Origin of the sequence: Streptomyces sp. NPDC012935, assembly GCF_042900345.1 — a bacterium.
Lineage (GTDB): Bacteria > Actinomycetota > Actinomycetes > Streptomycetales > Streptomycetaceae > Streptomyces.
Genome location: NZ_JBIBBC010000004.1, coordinates 223,228 through 241,571 on the forward strand (window position 1 = coordinate 223,228; position 18,344 = coordinate 241,571).

Annotated in this window: 21 protein-coding genes; 5 read left to right on the forward strand and 16 right to left on the reverse strand. The window is 68.7% G+C overall.

The genetic code is table 11. The annotated features are described in order from the left end of the window. Positions 1–5: 5 nt before the first annotated feature. The 5 genes from recO to ACFY5C_RS12855 form a co-directional block, all read right to left on the reverse strand. The gene (recO, locus tag ACFY5C_RS12835; RefSeq protein WP_369270916.1) at positions 6–752 is read right to left on the reverse strand and encodes a DNA repair protein RecO; all 747 of its coding nucleotides are present in this window, start codon (positions 750–752) and stop codon (positions 6–8) included. Next, entirely contained in the window at positions 749–880 is a 132-nt protein-coding gene (locus tag ACFY5C_RS12840) for a hypothetical protein (protein ID WP_389443748.1), read from the reverse strand. The genes recO and ACFY5C_RS12840 overlap by 4 nt, the downstream gene beginning before the upstream one ends. A 67-nt stretch (positions 881–947) precedes the next feature. After that, positions 948–1,577, reverse strand: coding sequence for a DUF1266 domain-containing protein (locus tag ACFY5C_RS12845; protein ID WP_389443750.1), 630 nt, complete (start codon positions 1,575–1,577; stop codon positions 948–950). Between the two features lie 29 nt (positions 1,578–1,606). Further along, positions 1,607–1,822 (reverse strand): hypothetical protein, encoded by a 216-nt coding sequence (locus tag ACFY5C_RS12850; protein WP_328427765.1) that lies wholly within the window; start codon positions 1,820–1,822, stop codon positions 1,607–1,609. Continuing rightward, positions 1,819–2,025, reverse strand: a complete 207-nt coding sequence (locus ACFY5C_RS12855) for a hypothetical protein (RefSeq protein WP_389443752.1) — start codon at positions 2,023–2,025, stop codon at positions 1,819–1,821. The genes ACFY5C_RS12850 and ACFY5C_RS12855 overlap by 4 nt, the downstream gene beginning before the upstream one ends. A gap of 114 nt (positions 2,026–2,139) precedes the next feature. Between ACFY5C_RS12855 and ACFY5C_RS12860 the strand changes: the two genes are divergently transcribed. Further along, positions 2,140–2,973, forward strand: a complete 834-nt coding sequence (locus ACFY5C_RS12860) for a helix-turn-helix domain-containing protein (protein WP_389443754.1) — start codon at positions 2,140–2,142, stop codon at positions 2,971–2,973. Continuing rightward, positions 2,955–3,230, forward strand: a complete 276-nt coding sequence (locus ACFY5C_RS12865; RefSeq protein ID WP_389443756.1) for a DUF397 domain-containing protein — start codon at positions 2,955–2,957, stop codon at positions 3,228–3,230. Before ACFY5C_RS12860 ends, ACFY5C_RS12865 begins: the two co-directional genes overlap by 19 nt. On the opposite strand, the gene ACFY5C_RS12870 is transcribed toward ACFY5C_RS12865, so the two are convergent. From ACFY5C_RS12870 to ACFY5C_RS12900, 7 genes are read right to left on the reverse strand one after another with little or no spacing between them, the layout of a single operon-like run. Then, entirely contained in the window at positions 3,214–4,080 is an 867-nt protein-coding gene (locus ACFY5C_RS12870; protein ID WP_389443758.1) for a DUF6879 family protein, read from the reverse strand. The two genes, ACFY5C_RS12865 and ACFY5C_RS12870, sit on opposite strands and share 17 nt — an antisense overlap. Next, positions 4,064–5,068: a hypothetical protein gene (locus ACFY5C_RS12875; RefSeq protein ID WP_389443760.1), complete on the reverse strand. Its 1,005-nt coding sequence runs from the start codon at positions 5,066–5,068 to the stop codon at positions 4,064–4,066. Before ACFY5C_RS12875 ends, ACFY5C_RS12870 begins: the two co-directional genes overlap by 17 nt. 32 nt (positions 5,069–5,100) lie before the next feature. Further along, the gene (locus tag ACFY5C_RS12880; protein WP_389443762.1) at positions 5,101–6,078 is read right to left on the reverse strand and encodes an SCO2521 family protein; all 978 of its coding nucleotides are present in this window, start codon (positions 6,076–6,078) and stop codon (positions 5,101–5,103) included. Between the two features lies 1 nt (position 6,079). Then, entirely contained in the window at positions 6,080–7,060 is a 981-nt protein-coding gene (locus ACFY5C_RS12885; RefSeq protein ID WP_389443763.1) for an SCO2522 family protein, read from the reverse strand. After that, the gene (locus ACFY5C_RS12890; protein ID WP_389443765.1) at positions 7,057–7,974 is read right to left on the reverse strand and encodes an SCO2523 family variant P-loop protein; all 918 of its coding nucleotides are present in this window, start codon (positions 7,972–7,974) and stop codon (positions 7,057–7,059) included. Before ACFY5C_RS12890 ends, ACFY5C_RS12885 begins: the two co-directional genes overlap by 4 nt. A gap of 4 nt (positions 7,975–7,978) precedes the next feature. After that, complete coding sequence (locus ACFY5C_RS12895) at positions 7,979–9,829, reverse strand: SCO2524 family protein (RefSeq protein WP_389443767.1); 1,851 nt, start codon at positions 9,827–9,829, stop codon at positions 7,979–7,981. A gap of 48 nt (positions 9,830–9,877) precedes the next feature. Continuing rightward, the gene (locus tag ACFY5C_RS12900; RefSeq protein ID WP_389443769.1) at positions 9,878–10,654 is read right to left on the reverse strand and encodes an SCO2525 family SAM-dependent methyltransferase; all 777 of its coding nucleotides are present in this window, start codon (positions 10,652–10,654) and stop codon (positions 9,878–9,880) included. Between the two features lie 69 nt (positions 10,655–10,723). Between ACFY5C_RS12900 and ACFY5C_RS12905 the strand changes: the two genes are divergently transcribed. Continuing rightward, positions 10,724–11,230: a GNAT family N-acetyltransferase gene (locus ACFY5C_RS12905; protein WP_389443770.1), complete on the forward strand. Its 507-nt coding sequence runs from the start codon at positions 10,724–10,726 to the stop codon at positions 11,228–11,230. Between the two features lie 31 nt (positions 11,231–11,261). After that, a complete protein-coding gene (locus tag ACFY5C_RS12910; protein WP_389443772.1) occupies positions 11,262–12,743 on the forward strand; it encodes an alpha/beta hydrolase in 1,482 nt (493 codons plus the stop codon). A gap of 8 nt (positions 12,744–12,751) precedes the next feature. On the opposite strand, the gene ACFY5C_RS12915 is transcribed toward ACFY5C_RS12910, so the two are convergent. Together ACFY5C_RS12915 and ACFY5C_RS12920 are read right to left on the reverse strand one after the other, a co-directional pair. Continuing rightward, positions 12,752–13,186, reverse strand: a complete 435-nt coding sequence (locus tag ACFY5C_RS12915; protein ID WP_389443773.1) for a VOC family protein — start codon at positions 13,184–13,186, stop codon at positions 12,752–12,754. Between the two features lie 14 nt (positions 13,187–13,200). Then, entirely contained in the window at positions 13,201–14,379 is a 1,179-nt protein-coding gene (locus ACFY5C_RS12920; RefSeq protein ID WP_389443775.1) for an abortive phage infection protein, read from the reverse strand. 153 nt (positions 14,380–14,532) lie between these two features. Here ACFY5C_RS12920 and bla point away from each other — a divergent pair, with 153 nt between their 5' ends. Beyond that, positions 14,533–15,414, forward strand: a complete 882-nt coding sequence (gene bla, locus ACFY5C_RS12925) for a class A beta-lactamase (protein WP_389443777.1) — start codon at positions 14,533–14,535, stop codon at positions 15,412–15,414. Positions 15,415–15,431: 17 nt separating this feature from the next. On the opposite strand, the gene ACFY5C_RS12930 is transcribed toward bla, so the two are convergent. Continuing rightward, positions 15,432–15,857, reverse strand: a complete 426-nt coding sequence (locus tag ACFY5C_RS12930) for a helix-turn-helix transcriptional regulator (RefSeq protein ID WP_389444128.1) — start codon at positions 15,855–15,857, stop codon at positions 15,432–15,434. 123 nt (positions 15,858–15,980) lie between these two features. After that, positions 15,981–18,344 carry an ATP-binding cassette domain-containing protein gene (locus ACFY5C_RS12935; protein ID WP_389443779.1) on the reverse strand — a complete coding sequence of 788 codons (2,364 nt, stop codon included), beginning with the start codon at positions 18,342–18,344 and terminating at the stop codon, positions 15,981–15,983.

Consider the following 18,344-nt stretch of genomic DNA (forward strand, 5'->3'; position numbering starts at 1 on the left):
CTCCCTTACTTTTCCACGTACCGAAGCGAGCGCAGCCCGCGCTCCAGGTGCCAGTGCAGATAGGCGGACACGATCCCGCTGCCCTCCCGGACGTACCGCGACTCGCAGGCGTCCGCCGTCTCCCAGTCTCCCGTAAGGAGCGCGGCGAGCAGTTCGAGTGTCTGCGGCGACGGTACGACGCTACCGGGCACCCGGCAGTCGACACAGACCGAGCCCCCGGAGCCCACGGAGAAGAAACGGTTCGGGCCGGGCATACCGCACTTCGCACAGTCGCTGAAGCTGGGGGCGTAGCCGTTGACGGCGAGCGACCGCAGCAGGAAGGCGTCGAGAACGAGGTGCGGGGCGTGCTCGCCGCGGGAGAGGGTGCGCAGGGCCCCGACGAGCAGCAGGTACTGCTGCACGGCCGGCTCGCCCTCGTGATCGGTGAACCGCTCGGCGGTCTCCAGCATGGCCGTCCCGGCGGTGTAGCGCGCGTAGTCGCTGACGATCCCGCCGCCGTACGGAGCGATCGTCTCGCTCTGCGTGCACAGCGGCAGCCCGCGCCCGATCAGCTCGCTCCCCCGCGCGAAGAACTGCACGTCGACATGGGAGAAGGGTTCGAGCCGCGCCCCGAACTTGGACTTGGTCCGCCGCACCCCCCGCGCCACGGCCCGCACCCGCCCGTGTCCACGGGTGAGCAGGGTGATGATCCGGTCGGCCTCGCCGAGTTTCTGTGTCCGCAGGACGATGCCGTCATCCCGGAAGAGACTCATTCCGCACCCCCGCGGGCCTTCGGCCGGGGGCCCGAGGGTTGTCCCCCGGGGCAGCACAGCATGATCCGGTCCGCTTCGCCCAGCTTCTGGGTGCGCAGGACGATGCCGTCATCCCGGAAGAGGCTCATCGCGGGCCTCCGTGGGCTTGCGGCCGAGGGAACAGACTCATGGGGTCATTCTCTCGTACGCCCGGAGTCAGCGGGGGCGGTCGGGGTGGCTGATGGTGCCCCAGGGGGCGAGGTTCCACGGGCTGGAACGATTCGCCGGGTCCAGCAGCGCCCGGAGATGCGCGTCGGCGGTGGCCTGCGGAGCCGGGAGGTCGGCGGCGGATTCCGCCCGCCCCTGCAGCCCCTCCCGCCAGACCTGCCGGCCGAGCAGATAGTGGGCGGCGTACTCCTGCCAGGAGCCGTACGTCCCCACCACCGCCGGCACGATGTTCTTCAGTGCGGTCCAGGCGTCCGGCTCGTCGATCAGCCCGCAGGCGAAGCCACGGCGGGTGATGTCGACGTAGAGCGCGGCGTCCCAGGCGAGCGGCGCGACGCCGGTGACCTGCAGGGCCCGCGCCCGGTAGCCGCTGCGGGACAGGTCGTCGAGCCGGTCGACCAGCTCCTCACGCGAAGTGATCTCCCACTGCTCCGCCAGCCAGCGCCGGGCGCTGTCGTCGTCGATCCGCGTGTACGGGTAGAGGGTCTTCCGCGAGGCGCCGCTGTCCCGGCTCACCGGCGCGCTCAGGGACACCATCCACAGCTGGTGCGTGCTGAGCGGCACGGGGTAGCGCCGGGACGCCTTCGCCCCTCGCCTCCTCCATCTCTTCCACAAGCCCATGCCGCCGCACCTTACGGGCCCGCCCTACGTCAAGGAACCTCCCCCCGGCTGCGTGCGTTGGCGTACGCCGTCGCCGCGCGCAGCCGCTCGGCGGGGGTGGCCGTACGCACGGCGCCCGGCTCGGCGTCCCATTCCTTCCCGCCTCCGTACGGTCTCAGCTGTACATACGGCCCCTCATGTCCCATCACGACGCCGATCCTCCCTCTGCGCGTGTCCACGACGTACGACCCGATCGGTGGCTTCACCGCAACACCGCCGCGAGGCGGTGCGCGGTCTCGACCGAACACCGGCCCAATTCGACGAGCGGGCAAGGGGCTTCACGCGCAAGACTCGCCGGATCGATCCGGAGTGTCGGAAGCGTAATTCCTGCCTTCTCCAGCACCGCCCGCAATTCCTTCACTGCTTCCTCCGCTTCTTCGACGCAGTGCGCCGAGTGTCGTGCCGTCACGTTGCTCCCCTGCCCTTTGGGTTTCACTCATTACATCTCCATGGTGACCTGCGACGCCTACACTCGGCAGGAGTCTGTGCTCTACAAGTGCAGGGCAGTACAAGGGGGTTGGCCATGGCCAATGGTTCGCGGCCGGCTGCCTGGGAGTTCTTCGGCGCGGAGTTGAAACGGCGAAGGGAGGACGCCGGTCTCACCCAGGTGGAGTTAGGGGCTCGGGTATTCGTCTCCGGCGGATACATCGGCCAATTCGAACAGGCCATTCGGAAGCCTCAGCGGGATGTCGCGCAACGGATTGATGAGGCCCTGCAAACCGACGGTATTTTCGAGCGCCTTTGGCGAAAGCTCATCAAGGAGCAGCCGTATACGGAGTACTTCGCGCATGTGGTGGAGCTGGAACAGCTGGCGACGGAGATCTGCGAGTACGCGCCGATGGTCGTGCCCGGGCTCCTTCAGACGCCGGAGTACGCGCGGGCGGTGTTCCTGGCGAACAATCCGTTCGCCACCGACGAGTACATCGAGGAGTTGGTCAGAGGCCGCATGGATCGGGCTCGGATCCTAAAGGGCGCTACACGGCCCGTGTATTGGGCGGTTCTCCACGAGACATGCCTTCGCGTCCCGGTCGGCAGCCCGGAGGTCATGGCCCGCCAGCTAGACCGGATCGTGGCGCTGGTGCGGGAGCGCACGGTGCTGGTTCAGGTGCTGCCGTTCGCGGCTGGGGCACACGCACAGATGGGCAAATTGATGAAGCTCATGGCCTTCGAGGACGCCCCGCCAACTGTCTATACAGAAGGCGTGTTTTCGGGGACTCTGCTGGACGATCCGGCCGTGGTGAAGCGAACCCAGGCGCATTACGATCTCCTCAGGGCCACCGCACTGTCGCGGGAGGACTCCCTGGCCCTGATCGAGTCGGCAGCGGAGGACTACAGACGATGCGAGCCTACGACCTGAGCAACGCCCGGTGGCGCAAGAGCACCTACAGCGGCGGCGCTGGCGGGGAGGACTGCGTCGAGGTCGCGTACGACTTCCCAGGGGCCGCCCGCTGGCACAAGAGCAGCTACTGCGACGGCAACGGCGGCGACTGCGTCGAGGTCGCCGACGGAGTCCCCGGCGTCGTCCCCGTCCGAGACACCAAACTCGCCTCGGACAGCCCCGTACTCCTCATCCCCGCCCACGCCTGGCGCGGGTTCCTCACGTCTCTGAGGTGACCCGCGGAGCCGTCTGCTGACGCTCCGCCTCCGCCCACAGGTCGGTGAACTGGGTGACGTGGTCCTCGATGTGGTCCGGTTCGGCGCTCAGCAGTGTGCCGTCCGGGTTGGACTCCTGGTCCGGCTTGGTCTCGTAGCAGAGTTCGCCGTCGAAGACGATGAAGTCGCTCACCCTGGGATTCGACTCCATCAGTGACCGCACCACGATGCGGGCGTCGATGCCCCGCCTGCGGTGGTCCTCGCACAGCCCTCTGAGCTCCGGCGTGACCTCGTACTCGTCCCGCACCACGAACAGCCGCCGGATCTCGACGCCCCGCCTCTTGATCGCCTTCTCCTGAGCGGCGAGATACCGCTCGGCGGGCCCGCTGCTCCAGAACTCCCGGTCCACCGAGGTGCTGGTGGCGTCGAGGGTCATCTTGACGCAGTCGGTGATGTCGATCAGCCACTCGTGGTTCTCGCCGGGGCAGTCCGCGCTGCCGCTGCCGAGGCCTTCCATCATCTTGGCGAGCCGGCCCAGTTCCTTCTCGGCGAAGGCCTGCATGATGTCGCCGCCCTGCTCCCGGACCTTGGTGTAGCCGAGGACCAGCCGGGTCACCTCGTCGGAGCGCAGCACCGAACCGTCGACCTGGCTGAACAGGGTCGTCGCGGCGAGGATCTCGTTGAAGCGCCGGTCGAGGCTCTCGAACCGTTGCCCGAACTCCACGAGGTACTGCACGACCAACGTCGTGACTGCGACGAGAACGGACATCGTCCACTGCCACCCGCGGCTGCTGTCGCTCAGGACACCGATCAGGAGGAACGCGCATCCCCCGGCCGACACCGTGACCAGCGTCTTACGGACGGGGTTCACTCGGGGGTTCCTCCAGACGGACGTTCCAGAGACTCTCGAAACGTTCCATGCGGCGAATGCGGATCTCCTCACGGTCATCCAGTTTGGCGTTGGGATAGTGGTGCTCCGCGTCCGTGGTCATCTCGAAGCGCAGCGCTCCGTCAAAGATGACGAATTCGGGCGTGGGTCCTCTCCTGATCTCGCGCGGCAGCTCGGACAGGGCTACCACACCGGCCTTGATCAAGTTGCTCCGTTGGTCACTGAGGATTTCCTTCAGCTTGTCGTTGAGGTGCTGGTCGTCGAAGTCCTGAACGATGAACAGGCGCCTGACCTCCACGTCGTGCTCACGAATCACGTCGCGTTGCACGCCCAGGTAGTGCTGTGCGGTCGCGGTGTCCCAAAATGCCAGGTCGACGAAGGTGCTGGTGGTGTCGATGCTCTGACGGGCGCACTTGGTGAGAGCGATGAGGGTGTCGTTGTTCTCTCCCTCCCAGTCGGCAGTCCCCGAGGCCAGTTGGGTCATCGTCTCGGCCAGCCGCGCGATCTCGGCCTGTGCGAACCTCTGTATGAAGCCCTGGCCCTGTGATCCCACTCGCGCGGCGTTCCTGACCAGGCGTAGGACCTCGTCCTCCGGCATCCTTGAGTCCGTCAGCTCACCAAACAGGCCAGTCACCACCCCGACCCGCCGAAAGCCCTGATCCACCAGTTGCGTCATCTCGCGGTGGTGCGCGCTCAGAGCCTCCCTCAGATCACGCCCGTTGTGCTGCTGGCCCCTCTCCACCGAGTCCAGTCGTCGTTCGAAGTCGACCATGTACTGGACTATCAGCGTTGCACCGCCGAGGACGACGGCAAGCGCGAGCTGCCACAGGTCTTCGTCGGACTGGTCGATCAGGTTGGTGATCACGTAGGTGACCGTCCCCACGGCCAGCGTGATCAGAATCTTCAGCACGACCGGGGGTATGTGCAGTCCGCGCGTCGCCGGACCGGGGGTTCCCGGCTCTCCGTCCATGCCTGCCCCTTCTTCCACCGGAGTCGTTGGAGCTACTGAGTCAGCGCGGGGAGAGCGCCTTGTGCGACAACAAAACTGTGAAGCGCCAGTCGGTCCCGGATGCGCCGGCTCAGGTTCTCCCACTGGCGGGAGAAGCCCGGTTTTTCTTCGAGCACGTCCCACAGGTGACCCAGCGCGGGGTCCACATGTGCGCGAGGCATCCACAGATGCAGCAGATGAACCACGACCGGATGCAGTGCCTCGACCACCGAGGGCCCGTCTATGGCGTCGATCCGGTTGTTGTCCAACATGTGCTGAACAGTCGTCAATAGCCAGTCGTGCAGGGCGAGATCCTCGCAGAGACCGGCAGCCGCCGCAGGGGGTATATCCGCAGGCAGCCGCAGCTCCATGGTCCGCAGGCCGCCCTCGGCCACCGTGAAGTTCGTCAGCGCCGCGCGCTCGCCCGTGGTGGCCCGTCGGGCCACCCAACGCAGCCTGGTGGGGCTGGACTTGAAGGGCACCCTGCGGTCCAGGAGCGGGTGTCGGCGGAGCTCGGCCAGCAGACCCTCAGCGATCATCCCAAGGTCGAGCTCGCCGCGCCCCGCGCCCTTCAGCATCCCCTCTGCCGTGGCCCCTTGGGCCAGCTTGCCGAACGGCTCGACCAGGCCAGGCCGTACCAGGTACTGGCCCCAGGGACGGCGGACGTCGGGGCCGACGGCAGGAAGGCTGAAGTAGGCGGTCGACTGCAGCAGTCGGCCCTCGGTCAGTGCGGCGCGGGCGGCCACCGTGCCCACGGCGCGCACTTTGGCGCCGTTGGAGGCGGGCAGTCGGCAGTCCACCCCGGTCAGCACGTCGGGCGAAAGGGCGTACATGCCGGGACGCTCGGAGACCCGGACATGCTCGTCGCTACGCAGCCTGAGCAGCTGGGCGGCGGCCCTGGCGTCCAGCGTCTGGAGGGACGGCAACAGACATGTGCGCACCTCGCCGCAGACGAGAACCGCACGCACAGGCTGTCCCGGCGCCGCAGTCATCTCAGGTCTCCTCGGTGTCCGAGGAGCTGCCGGGCTCCTCGTAGAAGACGTAGGCGGCACGCTGCGCGACCGCCGGGGGCACCGGCATCCCCTCGGCGGCGGACCGCTCGGCGACCTGTCGCAACGCCCCGGCGTCGACGTCGATCTGGTCGAGGGTGAGCCGTACGGCGTCCTCGACAGCGAGGAAGCGGTTGGGCATGAGGGTGCAGGTGCGGTAGGCGCTGAAGGCCGCCTTCGTGTCGGTGAGCTTGATCAGCGGCGGCAGCCGGTCCCATTCGTGCGGGAAGTCCCCGCCGTCCCAGTCCCTCGGCACCAGGACGGGCTCCCCCAGATGCCGAAGCAGCCCCAGCCGGGCCAGTTGCCATACCGCGGCCAGGAATGGGCAAGACCACAGGCGCCGCCCGTCCTTCTCGGACCACAGCTCGACGTCCATGAAAACGGAGTGGTTGCGGGCGGCGGTCTCCTGGGGCGGTTCCCAGCCCTTGACCGCGCCCAGGGCGCTGCGGGACGTCGAGGGGGTGCGCTGGCCGTTGGCGAGCCAGCCGGTCTGGCTGACGGGCGGGCGGGAGCCGTAGCTGCCGGGCGGCGGGGACTCGACGAGGCGGTGCATGACCGATTCCGCCAGTTCGATGCGGTCGGCGACCGCGCAGGCCGACTCGCGCGCGAGGTAGTCGATGACGAGGCCGGCCTTCTCGGCCTCCTTCAGCACCATCGGGATCAGCTCGGCCGGGGTGGAGAAGCGGGTGAAGTAGTCGTCGATCAGGAAGCAGGTGCTGATGCGGGGGCGCTTGCTGCGGCGGCCGGCCGAGGCGCGCACCGCGTCCGCCCACACCCGGACCTCCGCGAAGTGATCGCCCAGCCGCTTGGGGCCCGCCTCGAAATCCTCCATGTAGAGGTGGCCCAGCTCCAGGGAGAGGTGGGACAGCGGCACGGACTGGGTGCGCAGCTCGGCGGTGGTCTCCTGGAACACGGCTTCGCTCACGCCTGCTCCCAGTACTTGTCGTCGGTCAGACGCGCGGCGAGCTGACTCAGCGCCTGCCAGGTCTCCTGGTTGGCGATCTGGCTGTCGAGCACGTCCTCGTCGGTGATGAGCTGCTCACGCCACTGCAGCACGGGTTCGAGGGGCACCGAGCCGAGGACCTGGCTGTAGCCGATGCCGTGCTTGGAGGCGAGGTGCTTGAGGTCGCCGTCGGTCTTGCGCATCCATGCCGACTGGGTGGGCGAGACCTGTGACCACAGCGGTGATTCCGGGTCGGGTACGGCGGCCCGTACGAAGCGGATGGCGTTGCGCAGAGCCTCCTCGCGATGGCCGCGCTCGACGCCTCCGGCGACGATGCCGCGCTTGCCGAAGACGAGGCTCGCGGCGGCGGCCACGTGTTTGCGAGTCCAGCGGTGGAAGATCAGCCAGCGGGCCGTGACCTCTGTCATCTCGGGCTGCGCGGTGGCCTCCAGGGCCATGTCGACGGCGTAGGAGCGGCCGGCGCTGAGATCGACGATGACCAGGTCGAACTCGTAGTAGAGCGTCATCAGCAGGTCGACGCAACGGCGCAGGTTGTGGTCGTCGGTGGCGAATTCGCCGCCGCTGACGTCGCCGGGCATCAGCACCAGTCGGCCGCAGCCGGGCGGCGGGAAGCGCAGTACCTGGTGCTCGGTCTCGGACCAGACGTTGATACGGGCCGGTTCGCTGACCTCGCCTGTGAGATAGGCGTGCAGGCCGAGGTCATCGGTGGCCTCACGGGCGTCGACCACATCGAAGACGGCCGCCGCAGTGGGCGAGCCGAAGTCGAAGTCCAGGTAGCAGACGTCGTCCCCGGCCAGCGCCCGGTGAAAGGCGAGGTTGGCACTGGTGACAGTACGGCCCGCGCCTCCCTTGTCGGAGGCCGCAAAGATCAGCACAGTGTCACACTCCCCGATCCGCGGCCTCGCGAGCGCGGGCGAGCGAGTCGAGCTGGGCGAGTACGTCCAGCGTCAACGCATAGGCTGTGCCCGGCTGTTCGTCGATGACACTGCGGGCCCGACGCAGCGTGACCTCGATGTTCCTGAGCTGCATCCCGTGCCTGCCGTCGCCTGTGGGCGCGGGCTCCATCTGTTCGATGCCGAGGAGGTGCGCGGCCTCGCTGACCAACGCCCTTGCCAGTTCGGCGAGTTCGGCACTGCGGATCGGTGGCTGGCGGTACATCTGGTAGGCCTGGACCATGACCTCGGTGACCCGTTCGGTGATGCTCCACGACACTGCTGGGCGCCGCTTGTGGAGCTGCGCATCGGGATAGACGGCGTGGACGTTGTCCCACAGGCCGGTACCTTCGCCGTCACGGATACGGCGGCGCCACATGTGGTCGAAGACGCCTTCGGCGAGGCTGAGCAGCCGGTCGTGCGAGGTGTGGTTGCGCGAGAGCGTGCATAACTGGATGGTCCTTTTCAGCAGTTGCGCCGAGAAGTCGTTCATGGACCACTGCAGGGGCGGGCCGATTCGCTCGCTGCCCTGCAACGGCAGGGCGACGCCCACGTTGTGCAACTGGTGGACCATAGGGTCGTCGCGCACCATCCGGCTGGTGATGCGGCCGCGTTCGGCGAGGCGTTCCATCACGCCGACGGTGCGGGTCAGGTCGTCGTCCGTGGCCCGGCGCCGCATCAGGTCGTGCACGAGGATCGCGGCGACGGAGAGGGAGAAGTACTCGGACTCCAGCTTCTGTCCCGTCGTACGCCAGGGGATGTCCTCCAGAGGCCAGCGGTCGTCGTCGAAGCGGGCTATGCCGGACCAGTACTGCTGGGTCAGCTCCCAGCGCAGCCGCAGAGCCTCGGCGAGCTGCTGCTGTTCGGTGTTGAGCAGGCCCAGGGTGAGGGTGCGGTCGGAGAACAAGTCCTGGATTCCGTCCAGGGCGACGACGGTGAAGTAGAGATACGGCACCGGGGCGGCGATACCCTCCGGCTGCGGCCCGATGGGTTCGTCGGTCTCGACCTCGGGGGCGTCCCTCACCATGCTCCACGCCCAGCCGCACTCGAAGAGCTGGTTCTCGTCCTTGAGGCCTTCCTGGACGTCGATGCCGAGGAACACGCTCTCGTTGATCGCCGCGCGCAGTGAACGGAAGCGGTTCTGGAACTTGTTCAGCACCTGCCGCTGCGACAGCCGTCCCTGGCCGAGGAGTTCGCAGAGCGTACGGCCTTGGGGCGCGTCGGGGTCGAAGACGTTGACGACGAAGGAGCGCAGCAAGCTCACCATGGCGGCGGTGAGCCGGTTGCTGGTGGCCTGGCGCAGCTCGACGATCGCCTCCCTGATATCGCTGCGCCGAGTCCTGGTCTCGTAGACCCTGAGGAAGCCGAGGGTGGCGAGGCACAGGGTGATCGACATGGAAAAGGAGTCGACCACGCCGACCTGACGTTGTTCCTCGGTGACTTCCTCGTTCATGATCTGGGGGCCGAAGTAGTGTCCCCCGGCAAAGGTCGGCCTCTTGTCGTCGCCGGTGTGCCTGCGCATGAACTCGGCGACGGCCGTGACGAGGTTGGCCGGGATGTCCAGCCGGCTGCCGGCCTTCTTCAGAGCTTGCTGGACATCCTCCTGTGTGGTGTCCGGGTCATCCACGCGGAACGCGGGGATCTCCGTGGCCGGGTACAGCAAGCAGAGCAGCCGCTCGGCGTCGGCCACGCTGCTCTCTCCGCCCCATTCACCCCAGTCCCACTCCCCACGCTCGAAGGAGTGACGAGCCACTGCCTGCCATATGTCCAGCAGATGCTGGCGTGGCTTGATCTGCATCCCCCGCCCCCCCTACAGATCACGTCGCATCGCCGTGTCAGAGAACCTCTAATTACCCCCGCCGCGGAAGCCGCAAGCCACGATCATGGACGTATAACCGTCACGCACCGCGTTGGGCTGCCCAACGGTGAATATCCTGAGCCCTTCGGCATAGGTCTCGACGGCGGACCGGATCTCCGGCTCGCCGACGTCGCAGGCGGGAAAGTGCGTGTTCCCGACGAAGTACCCCTCGGAGTGCTCCATGAACGCCGCCGCGAAGGGGGCACCCGGCGTGAGTGCCAGCAGGAAGCACTCGACGGCCTGCCAGAACTCCTCGTGGCTGGTCGACAGGGATTCGGCGACGAAGAACATGGTCCCGAGCGACCACTGTTCCCGCCGGGCGCTCAGCGCGAAGAGATCTCCGTTCTCGACTCGTGTGACCTCGGCGAACCTGTCCCTCGGGTCGCCCGGAAGCGCGGCGTACCCGGCGTCCTCGCAGAACAGGTCCCAGAACCCGTCCCAGTCCTGGTCGTAGCCGAGTTGTTGCGCCTCCAAGTAGTCGACATTCGGCTCCGCGCGGTCGAGCAGCGTGATCTCCTCACACCACGGCATCATGGAAAAGGCCGGATAGAGATTTGCTCCGGCCCCGACGTCGATCCCCCGGATCGAGCGATCCGGGTTGGCGCGGAAATGATCACCAAAGTGGGCGCGGACGATCGAAATGATCTCCCGGTCCTCTGGGATCACGCTCTTGTAGTTGTGATCGACGTAAGCCTTTGGGTCGAATGCGTCCCACGGGGCTTCCGCGTTCAACTGCGACAGGTTCCCGGGTGATCCCAGATGCATTGCCCAAAGGTACCAAGATCGGAGACTCCGGACTTGAACTCACCTACCCCAACAGGCAATTCTGGGCGAATGCCCGCTCGTGACGTCCCTCAGATCCGGTCGGCCAACGAAGACGATCTGCCCGAAGTCCTCCGCCTGGACCGGGAGGTCTTCCCGGAAGACCCGTATCCGTACTTCGTCCTCCGCCAGCACTTCGACGGGCACGGCGACCGCATACTCGTGATCGACAACGGGAAGGGGCTTCAGGGTTACGCGCTGTTCGTCACTACATCGGACGGACGTGCAAGTTGGGTCTTGAGCCTGGCCGTGAGCGCCGACCAGCGCGGCCAGGGGCTGGGCCGGCGGCTGATGGGGGCGGTGCTGGCCAAGTTGCGCAGCGAGTGCGTGCATGAGGTGCGCCTGACCGTGGATCCGACGAACGATGCGGCGATCAGGCTATACGAGTCCCTGGGGTTCTCCCGCGAGGGAGAAGAACGTAAGAACTACCTGGGGCCCGGGAAGCACCGCCTCATCATGACGCTGGAGTTGAGGACGGGGGTAATCCCCAGGATGAACTCGGGAGTTGCCCGGATGTGACGCTCCGTGAAGGTCCGTCAGGCTGCTGTGCATGAAGCAGATCACGAAGAGTGCCGCCCTGATCGCAGCCGCCTCCGGAGTCGTCTTCGGGCTCGTCACCCCGCTGACCGCGTCCGCCACCGGCTCACCCACGCCCCTGAAGTGGACCAAGTGCGAGGGCGAGGGGCTCGATCCGCGCCAGCAGTGCGCGACCCTCGCCGTCCCGATGGACTACGCCGACCCCGGCGGGCCGAAGATCGACATCGCCGTCTCCCGCATCCCCAGCGAGAAGCCGTCCGCACGCCGTGGCGCCCTGCTGCTGATCGCCGGCGGGCCGGGCGGCGACAGCCTGGGCGAACCCTCGGACAAGGGGCAGAGGCTGCCGAAGAAGGTGCGGGAGACCTACGACCTGATCGGGTTCGCGCCGCGCGGCAACGCGCCCTCCACGCCGGTGAGTTGTGAGGTCGAGCACCGTGACCTCGCGCGCACGGCGCTGCGCCCCTGGCCGGCCCCGGACGGGTCCGTCACCGAGAACATGGCCACCGCACGGCGCATCTCGGACGCCTGCGCCCGCAACGGCGGCGAGCTGATGAAGCACATCAGCACCAGGAACAACGCCCGCGACATCGACAGCATCCGAGCCGCGCTCGGCGAACGCAAGCTGTCCGCCTGGGGCGACTCGTACGGCACCTACATCGGCGCCACCTTCGCCGAGCTGTTCCCGCACCGCACGGACCGCATCGTGCTGGACAGCAACGACAACCCCGACCCGGTGCGAGCGGAGCGCGCCTGGCTGGAGTCGTTCGAGGCGGGCGTCGAGGACAACTTCCCCGAGTTCGCCAAGTGGGCGTCCCGGCCGGGCAACCCGGACCGCGTCGCCGGCACACCGGCCGAGGTGCGCTCGCGGTTCCTCGCCCTCGCCGCCCGCTTGGACCGCGAGCCCCTTCCCTGGCCCGGCGCCAACCCGGCGGAGCTGGACGGCAACGGCCTGCGCCAGACGATGCTGGACAGCCTGTACGACCCCGAGGACTACCCGGTGCTGGCCAAGCTGATGCTGGCCGCCGGCAAGGGCACGCTGCCGCCCGCGCCGGAGAACCCGCCGGAGGCGCTGCTGCAGAACTACACCGCCGTCGGCGCCGCGACCATCTGCAACGACGCCGCCTGGCCGCGGTCGGCCGCGGTGTACGAGAAGGGTGTCGCCGAGAGCCGCGCGAAGTATCCGCTCACCGCGGGCATGCCGAGGAACGCGATGGTCTGCGCGGCGTGGCCGTGGCAGCCGTCGGAGGCGCCGCCGCGGGTGACCGACCGCGGGCCGTCGAACATCCTGCTGATTCAGAACGAGCGGGACGTGGCCACACCGCTGAGCGGCGCCCTGAAGATGCGCGAGGCCCTCGGCCGGCGGGCCGTCATGGTCACCGTGAACTCCACGGGCCACGGCGCCTACCTGGAGAACGGCAACGCGTGCGGCGACGCGACCGTCTCCCGGTTCCTGGCGACCGGCGAGCGTCCGCCCCGGGACACGTACTGCAAGTAGGTCAGCGTTCAGCGTTCGGTCAGGGGCGCCGGGGACTCCTGGACCGCCCAGCCGTTGCCGTCGGGGTCCTGGAAGAAGAGGAAGGAGGTCCAGCTCTCCTCGCCCCGGCCCTCCGCCCAGCCGGACGCGCCCACATGCATCACCGGGCTCACGTCGATCCCGCGCTCCACCAGTTCCGCCCGTGCCGCCTCGATGTCCGTGACGCAGAGCTGAAGGCCGTGCAGCGAGCCGGGCGCCATCCGGGACTGGCCCGGGGCGTCCGGCATGCCGGACTCCAGCACGATGGAGCAGCGGGAGCCGGGTGGGGTGAGCTGGACGAAGCGTGCGCCGTCGAAGAACGGCGCGTCGATGTCGACGCGGAAACCGCACTTGTCCCTGTAGAAACTCTTTGCCCGGTCCAGGTCCGTGACCGGTACGCCGATCAGCTCAAGGGTCCAGTCCATACACGCGCACCTCCTCAGCCATGGTCACCCCGCGAGCCGGTCCCCGCCCGTCGGCCGTACTGCCGGGCCACCGCGTGGAAGGCCTCCTTCGGCTCCCAGTGCCAGTTGGAGGACGGGTCGTCGGGGCGGTCCTTGATGGCCTTGGTGATGCCGTAGCTCGCCAGGTCGAGGTCGTAGCGCGGGTTGTCGGCGCGGTGCGGGGCGTCCGCGGTGACGAACTCGAAGGCCATCGCCGCATACAGGCCCATCGACTCGAAGACCTCCAGCAGATCGACCAGGTAGGCGGCCTGCGTGCGCTCGCTGCGCACCGGGTCGCCCTTGATCTCGTCGGGCTCCTTCGTGTAGTCGACGATGTCCCAGCCCATGCCGGCCGTCTCGGGCGCGCCGAGGTACGCGCACGTGCCGAACTCGGTGATGGCCAGGGGCTTGCCCCAGCGCAGATGGCGACGCAACTCGCGTACGTAGTCGGCCGGTCGGCGGAAGTACGAGTAGTAGTCGATGCCGACGACGTCGAAGAGGTTCCAGTCGACCGGTTCGAACTCCTCGTCCTGGGCCGCGGCATAGCTGAGGCGGCCGTGGAAGACGGAGCGGCCGACGGCGGCGGCCTTCTTGGTGAAGCGGGCCAGGCGGCGCTGCATCATCGCCATGTCGACATTGCCCTTCTGGAGGTTGTCGACGCGCTCCAGGACCGTCGCGCCGGGGACGATCCCCGGCACGAACAGCCAGAACTCGCAGCCCACGCTGAAGTCGACGCTCGCGCCCTGCCGACGCAGCCGCTCCGCGAACCGGCCGCACTGCGCGATGCTGTCCAGGATCTCCCGCTGCGGCACGTCGCCGAGGGTCGGCTGGAGCCAGACGTGCAGCCCGCGTTCGGCGGCCTCGGCGGCCGTGGCGGTGAGGCGCTCGACACCGTCGCCGGTGACGTCGATGGTGTCGGCGTGCAGGTCGTCGCGGATCACCCGGACGTCCCTGCGCATCCGGGCGGCGCTCCACGCGGTGCCGGGTGTCTCACCGGCGCCGACGGTGTAGACGACGCCCCGGTGCTTCAGGCCTCGGTGCCCGTGCCCGTGCCCGTGCCCGTGCCCTCGCCCGGTCGCCGCGGCCGTACCGGCGGGCAGTACCGCCCCCGTCAGCCCGACGGCCGCCGCCCCCGCCAGAAACCGTGCCCTGCTGATCCCCTTGGTGTTCTCCATACGGCCACTGTGGCGAGCGGGGGCCGCAAGCGCCGTCGGCCGATGGTCTACGGCGCCGCAACCAAGGGATGACGGGCGGCGTCGGTCAATGAAGAGATCGTCGACGACCCACGAGCGAAGGAGAGCAAGATCCGAGTCTCCGCCAAGACCCCGATGACCCGACGCACCCTCCTCACGGCCGGCGCCACCGCCACCGCGGCCGCCCTGCTCGCGAGCTCCCCCGCCCACGCCACCGGCGGCACCGACGCCACCGCCGGCCTGCGCGCGCTGGAGCGCCGGCACGGCGCCCGCCTGGGCGTGTTCGCGCACAACCTCGCCACCAGGCGGACCGTCCGGCACCGCGCCGACGAACTCTTCCCGATGTGCTCGGTGTTCAAGACGCTGTCGTCCGCGGCCGTCGTGCGCGACCTCGACCGCGACGGCGAGTTCCTGCGCCACCGCATCCACTACACGGAGGCCGACCTGCCGAAGGAGGGCTCCGACAAGACCAGGGAGAACCTCGCCACGGGCATGACGGTCGCCGAACTGTGCGAGGTCGCCATCACCTACAGCGACAACGGCGCCGCCAATCTCCTCCTGCGCGAACTCGGCGGCCCGACCGCCGTCACCCGCTTCGCCCGCTCCCTCGGCGACCGGGTGACACGCCTCGACCGCTGGGAGCCGGAGCTGAACTCGGCCGAGCCGTCGCGGGTCACGGACACCACGAGCCCCCGCGCGATCGGCCGGACCTACGCCCGCCTGGTCCTCGGCGACGACGCCCTGAACCGCGCCGACCGCGAGCTCCTCACGCACTGGCTGCTGAGCAACACGACCAGCGGCAAACGCTTCCGCGCCGGGCTGCCCCCGACCTGGACGATCGCGGACAAGACGGGGTCGGGTTCCTACGGCACCACCAACAACGTCGGCCTCGCCTGGACCCCCGAGGGCACCCCCCTCGTCCTCGCCGTCCTGTCCACGAAGCCCGACCGGGACGCCGCGTGGGACGACGCCCTGGTGGCGGAGACGGCCAGGCTGCTGGCGGAGGCGCTCACCTGAGTCGCCGCGCTGGCCCGTCAGGACGCCTGCGGCTGCGCCGAGCTGCTGACCGGTGCCTTACCGGCGACCGCCGCCGCCCGGCTGAACGGCACTTCCCGGTTCCGCAGCGGCCTGGTCACCTGTTTCGCAACGCACGACGGCATCCCCGCCGTCGCGTCCGCCGCGTGCCGCCGGTAGGCGCTGGGCGTCATGCCGACCAGCTCCGTGAAGCGCGTGCTGAAGGTGCCCAGCGACGAACAGCCGACCGCGAAGCACACCTCGGTGACACTGAGGTCGCCGCGGCGCAGCAGCGCCATCGCGCGCTCGATCCGCCGCGTCATCAGGTAGCCGTACGGCGACTCGCCGTAGGCCAGCTTGAACTCGCGGCTGAGGTGCCCGGCCGACATGTGCACGCCGCGCGCGAGCGCCTCGACGTCCAGCGGCTGGGCGTACTCCCGGTCCATCCGGTCACGGACGCGGCGCAGCAGCACGAGGTTGCGCAGCCGCTGTTCCTCGGACGTCGAGTTGGATCGCACAGCCACATTCTCGCGGGCGAGATCCCGGCCCGTCCAGAAGCACATCGCGGGTCACCCGCCGACGTAGGCCGCGAGGTGCTCGCCCGTGAGGGTCGAGCCGTCGGCGACCAGGTCCGCGGGGGTGCCCTCGAAGACGATCCGGCCACCGTCGTGACCGGCACCGGGGCCGAGGTCGATGATCCAGTCGGCGTGGGCCATGACGGCCTGGTGGTGCTCGATGACGATGACCGACTTGCCGGAGTCGACGAGCCGGTCGAGCAGGCCGAGCAGCTGCTGGACGTCGGCGAGGTGGAGGCCGGTGGTCGGCTCGTCGAGGACGTAGACGCCGCCCTTGTCCCCCATGTGCGTGGCCAGTTTCAGCCGCTGCCGCTCACCGCCGGACAGCGTGGTCAGCGGCTGGCCGAGGGTGAGGTAGCCGAGGCCGACGTCCGCCATCCGCTCGACGATCTTGTGCGCGGCGGGGATCCGCGCCTCGCCCGCGCGGAAGAACTCCTCCGCCTCGGTCACCGACATCGCGAGCACCTCGCTGATGTCCCGGCCGCCGAGGTGGTACTCCAGCACCGAGGCGTCGAACCGCTTGCCCTCGCAGTCCTCGCAGGTGGTGGCGACGCTCTGCATGATCGCCAGGTCGGTGTAGATGACACCGGCGCCGTTGCAGGTGGGGCAGGCGCCCTCGGAGTTGGCGCTGAACAGGGCCGGCTTCACGCCGTTGGCCTTGGCGAAGGCCTTGCGGATCGGGTCGGCCAGTCCGGTGTACGTCGCCGGGTTGCTGCGCCTGGAGCCGCGGATCGGGGTCTGGTCGACCGACACGACGCCCTCGTCGGAGGGGATCGAGCCGTGCACGAGCGAGCTCTTGCCGGAGCCGGCGACGCCGGTGACGACGGTCAGCACGCCGAGCGGGATGTCGACGTCGACGTCCTGGAGGTTGTTCGCGCCCGCGCCGCGGATCGGCAGCGTGCCGGTGGCCTTGCGGACCGTGTCCTTCAGGGTGGCCCGGTCGTCGAGATGCCGCCCCGTGACGGTGTCGCTCCCCCGCAGCCCCTCCAGCGTGCCCTCGAAGCACACGGTGCCGCCCGCCGTGCCGGCGCCGGGGCCGAGGTCGACGACGTGGTCGGCGATGGCGATGGTCTCCGGCTTGTGCTCGACGACGAGCACGGTGTTGCCCTTGTCCCGCAGCCGCAGGAGCAGGTTGTTCATGCGCTGGATGTCGTGCGGGTGCAGGCCGATGGTCGGCTCGTCGAAGACGTACGTGACGTCGGTGAGCGAGGAGCCGAGGTGGCGGATCATCTTGGTGCGCTGCGCCTCGCCGCCGGACAGGGTGCCGGAGGCGCGGTCGAGCGAGAGGTAGCCGAGGCCGATCTCCACGAACGAGTCCAGGGTGTGCCGGAGCTTGGCGAGCAGCGGCGCCACCGACGGCTCCTTGAGCCCTCGGGCCCATTCGGCCAGGTCACGGATCTCCATGGCGCACGCGTCGGCGATGTTGATCTTGCCGATCTTCGAGGAGCGGGCCAGTTCGCTGAGGCGGGTGCCGTCGCAGTCGGGGCAGCGGGCGAAGGTGACCGCCCGGTCCACGAAGGCCCGGATGTGCGGCTGCATCGACTCGCGGTCCTTGGACAGGAAGGTCTTCTGGAGCTTCGGGATCAGCCCTTCATAGGTGAGGTTGACCCCGTTGATCTTGACCTTGGTCGGCTCGCGGTAGAGGAAGTCGTGCCGCTCCTTCTTGGTGTACTTCCGGATCGGCTTCTCCTTGTCGAAGAACCCCGACTCGGCGATGACCCGGACCACCCAGCCGTCCCCGGTGTAGGTGGGGATGGTGAACGGGTCCTCGGAGAGCGACTTCGAGTCGTCGAACAGCTGCGTGAGGTCGATGTCGGAGACCGTGCCCCGGCCCTCGCAGTGCGTGCACATACCGCCCGTGCGGCTGAAGCTGACCTTCTCGGTCTTCGTCTTGTCGGCACCCCGGTCGATCGTGAACCCGCCGCTCGCGGAGACCGAGGCGACGTTGAAGGAGTACGCGGCGGGCGGGCCGATGTGCGGCTTGCCGAGCCTGCTGAAGAGGATGCGCAGCATCGCGTTGGCGTCGGTGGCGGTGCCGACGGTGGAGCGGGGGTCGGACCCCATGCGCTGCTGGTCGACGGTGATCGCGGTGGTCAGCCCGTCCAGGACGTCGACCTCCGGCCGCGCGAGGTTGGGCATGAAGCCCTGCAGGAACGCGCTGTAGGTCTCGTTGATCAGCCGTTGCGACTCGGCGGCGATCGTGTCGAACACCAGCGAGCTCTTGCCCGAGCCGGAGACACCGGTGAACACCGTCAGGCGGCGCTTCGGAATCTCGATGCTGACGTCCTTGAGGTTGTTCTCGCGCGCGCCGTGCACGCGGATCAGGTCGTGGCTGTCGGCAACGTGCGGCTCGGTCAT

Excerpts from the sequence above, each read along its gene's own strand:
- ACFY5C_RS12935 (WP_389443779.1), bottom strand. The coding sequence starts at position 18,344 with ATGACCGAGCCGCACGTTGCCGACAGCCACGACCTGATCCGCGTGCAC.
- bla (WP_389443777.1), top strand. The coding sequence starts at position 14,533 with ATGACCCGACGCACCCTCCTCACGGCCGGCGCCACCGCCACCGCGGCC.
- ACFY5C_RS12845 (WP_389443750.1), bottom strand. The coding sequence starts at position 1,577 with ATGGGCTTGTGGAAGAGATGGAGGAGGCGAGGGGCGAAGGCGTCCCGG.
- ACFY5C_RS12875 (WP_389443760.1), bottom strand. The coding sequence starts at position 5,068 with ATGGACGGAGAGCCGGGAACCCCCGGTCCGGCGACGCGCGGACTGCAC.
- ACFY5C_RS12915 (WP_389443773.1), bottom strand. The coding sequence starts at position 13,186 with ATGGACTGGACCCTTGAGCTGATCGGCGTACCGGTCACGGACCTGGAC.
- ACFY5C_RS12840 (WP_389443748.1), bottom strand. The coding sequence starts at position 880 with ATGAGCCTCTTCCGGGATGACGGCATCGTCCTGCGCACCCAGAAGCTG.
- recO (WP_369270916.1), bottom strand. The coding sequence starts at position 752 with ATGAGTCTCTTCCGGGATGACGGCATCGTCCTGCGGACACAGAAACTC.
- ACFY5C_RS12880 (WP_389443762.1), bottom strand. The coding sequence starts at position 6,078 with ATGACTGCGGCGCCGGGACAGCCTGTGCGTGCGGTTCTCGTCTGCGGC.
- ACFY5C_RS12905 (WP_389443770.1), top strand. The coding sequence starts at position 10,724 with ATGCCCGCTCGTGACGTCCCTCAGATCCGGTCGGCCAACGAAGACGAT.
- ACFY5C_RS12930 (WP_389444128.1), bottom strand. The coding sequence starts at position 15,857 with ATGGACCGGGAGTACGCCCAGCCGCTGGACGTCGAGGCGCTCGCGCGC.
- ACFY5C_RS12900 (WP_389443769.1), bottom strand. The coding sequence starts at position 10,654 with ATGCATCTGGGATCACCCGGGAACCTGTCGCAGTTGAACGCGGAAGCC.
- ACFY5C_RS12860 (WP_389443754.1), top strand. The coding sequence starts at position 2,140 with ATGGCCAATGGTTCGCGGCCGGCTGCCTGGGAGTTCTTCGGCGCGGAG.
- ACFY5C_RS12895 (WP_389443767.1), bottom strand. The coding sequence starts at position 9,829 with ATGCAGATCAAGCCACGCCAGCATCTGCTGGACATATGGCAGGCAGTG.
- ACFY5C_RS12910 (WP_389443772.1), top strand. The coding sequence starts at position 11,262 with ATGAAGCAGATCACGAAGAGTGCCGCCCTGATCGCAGCCGCCTCCGGA.
- ACFY5C_RS12920 (WP_389443775.1), bottom strand. The coding sequence starts at position 14,379 with ATGGAGAACACCAAGGGGATCAGCAGGGCACGGTTTCTGGCGGGGGCG.
- ACFY5C_RS12865 (WP_389443756.1), top strand. The coding sequence starts at position 2,955 with ATGCGAGCCTACGACCTGAGCAACGCCCGGTGGCGCAAGAGCACCTAC.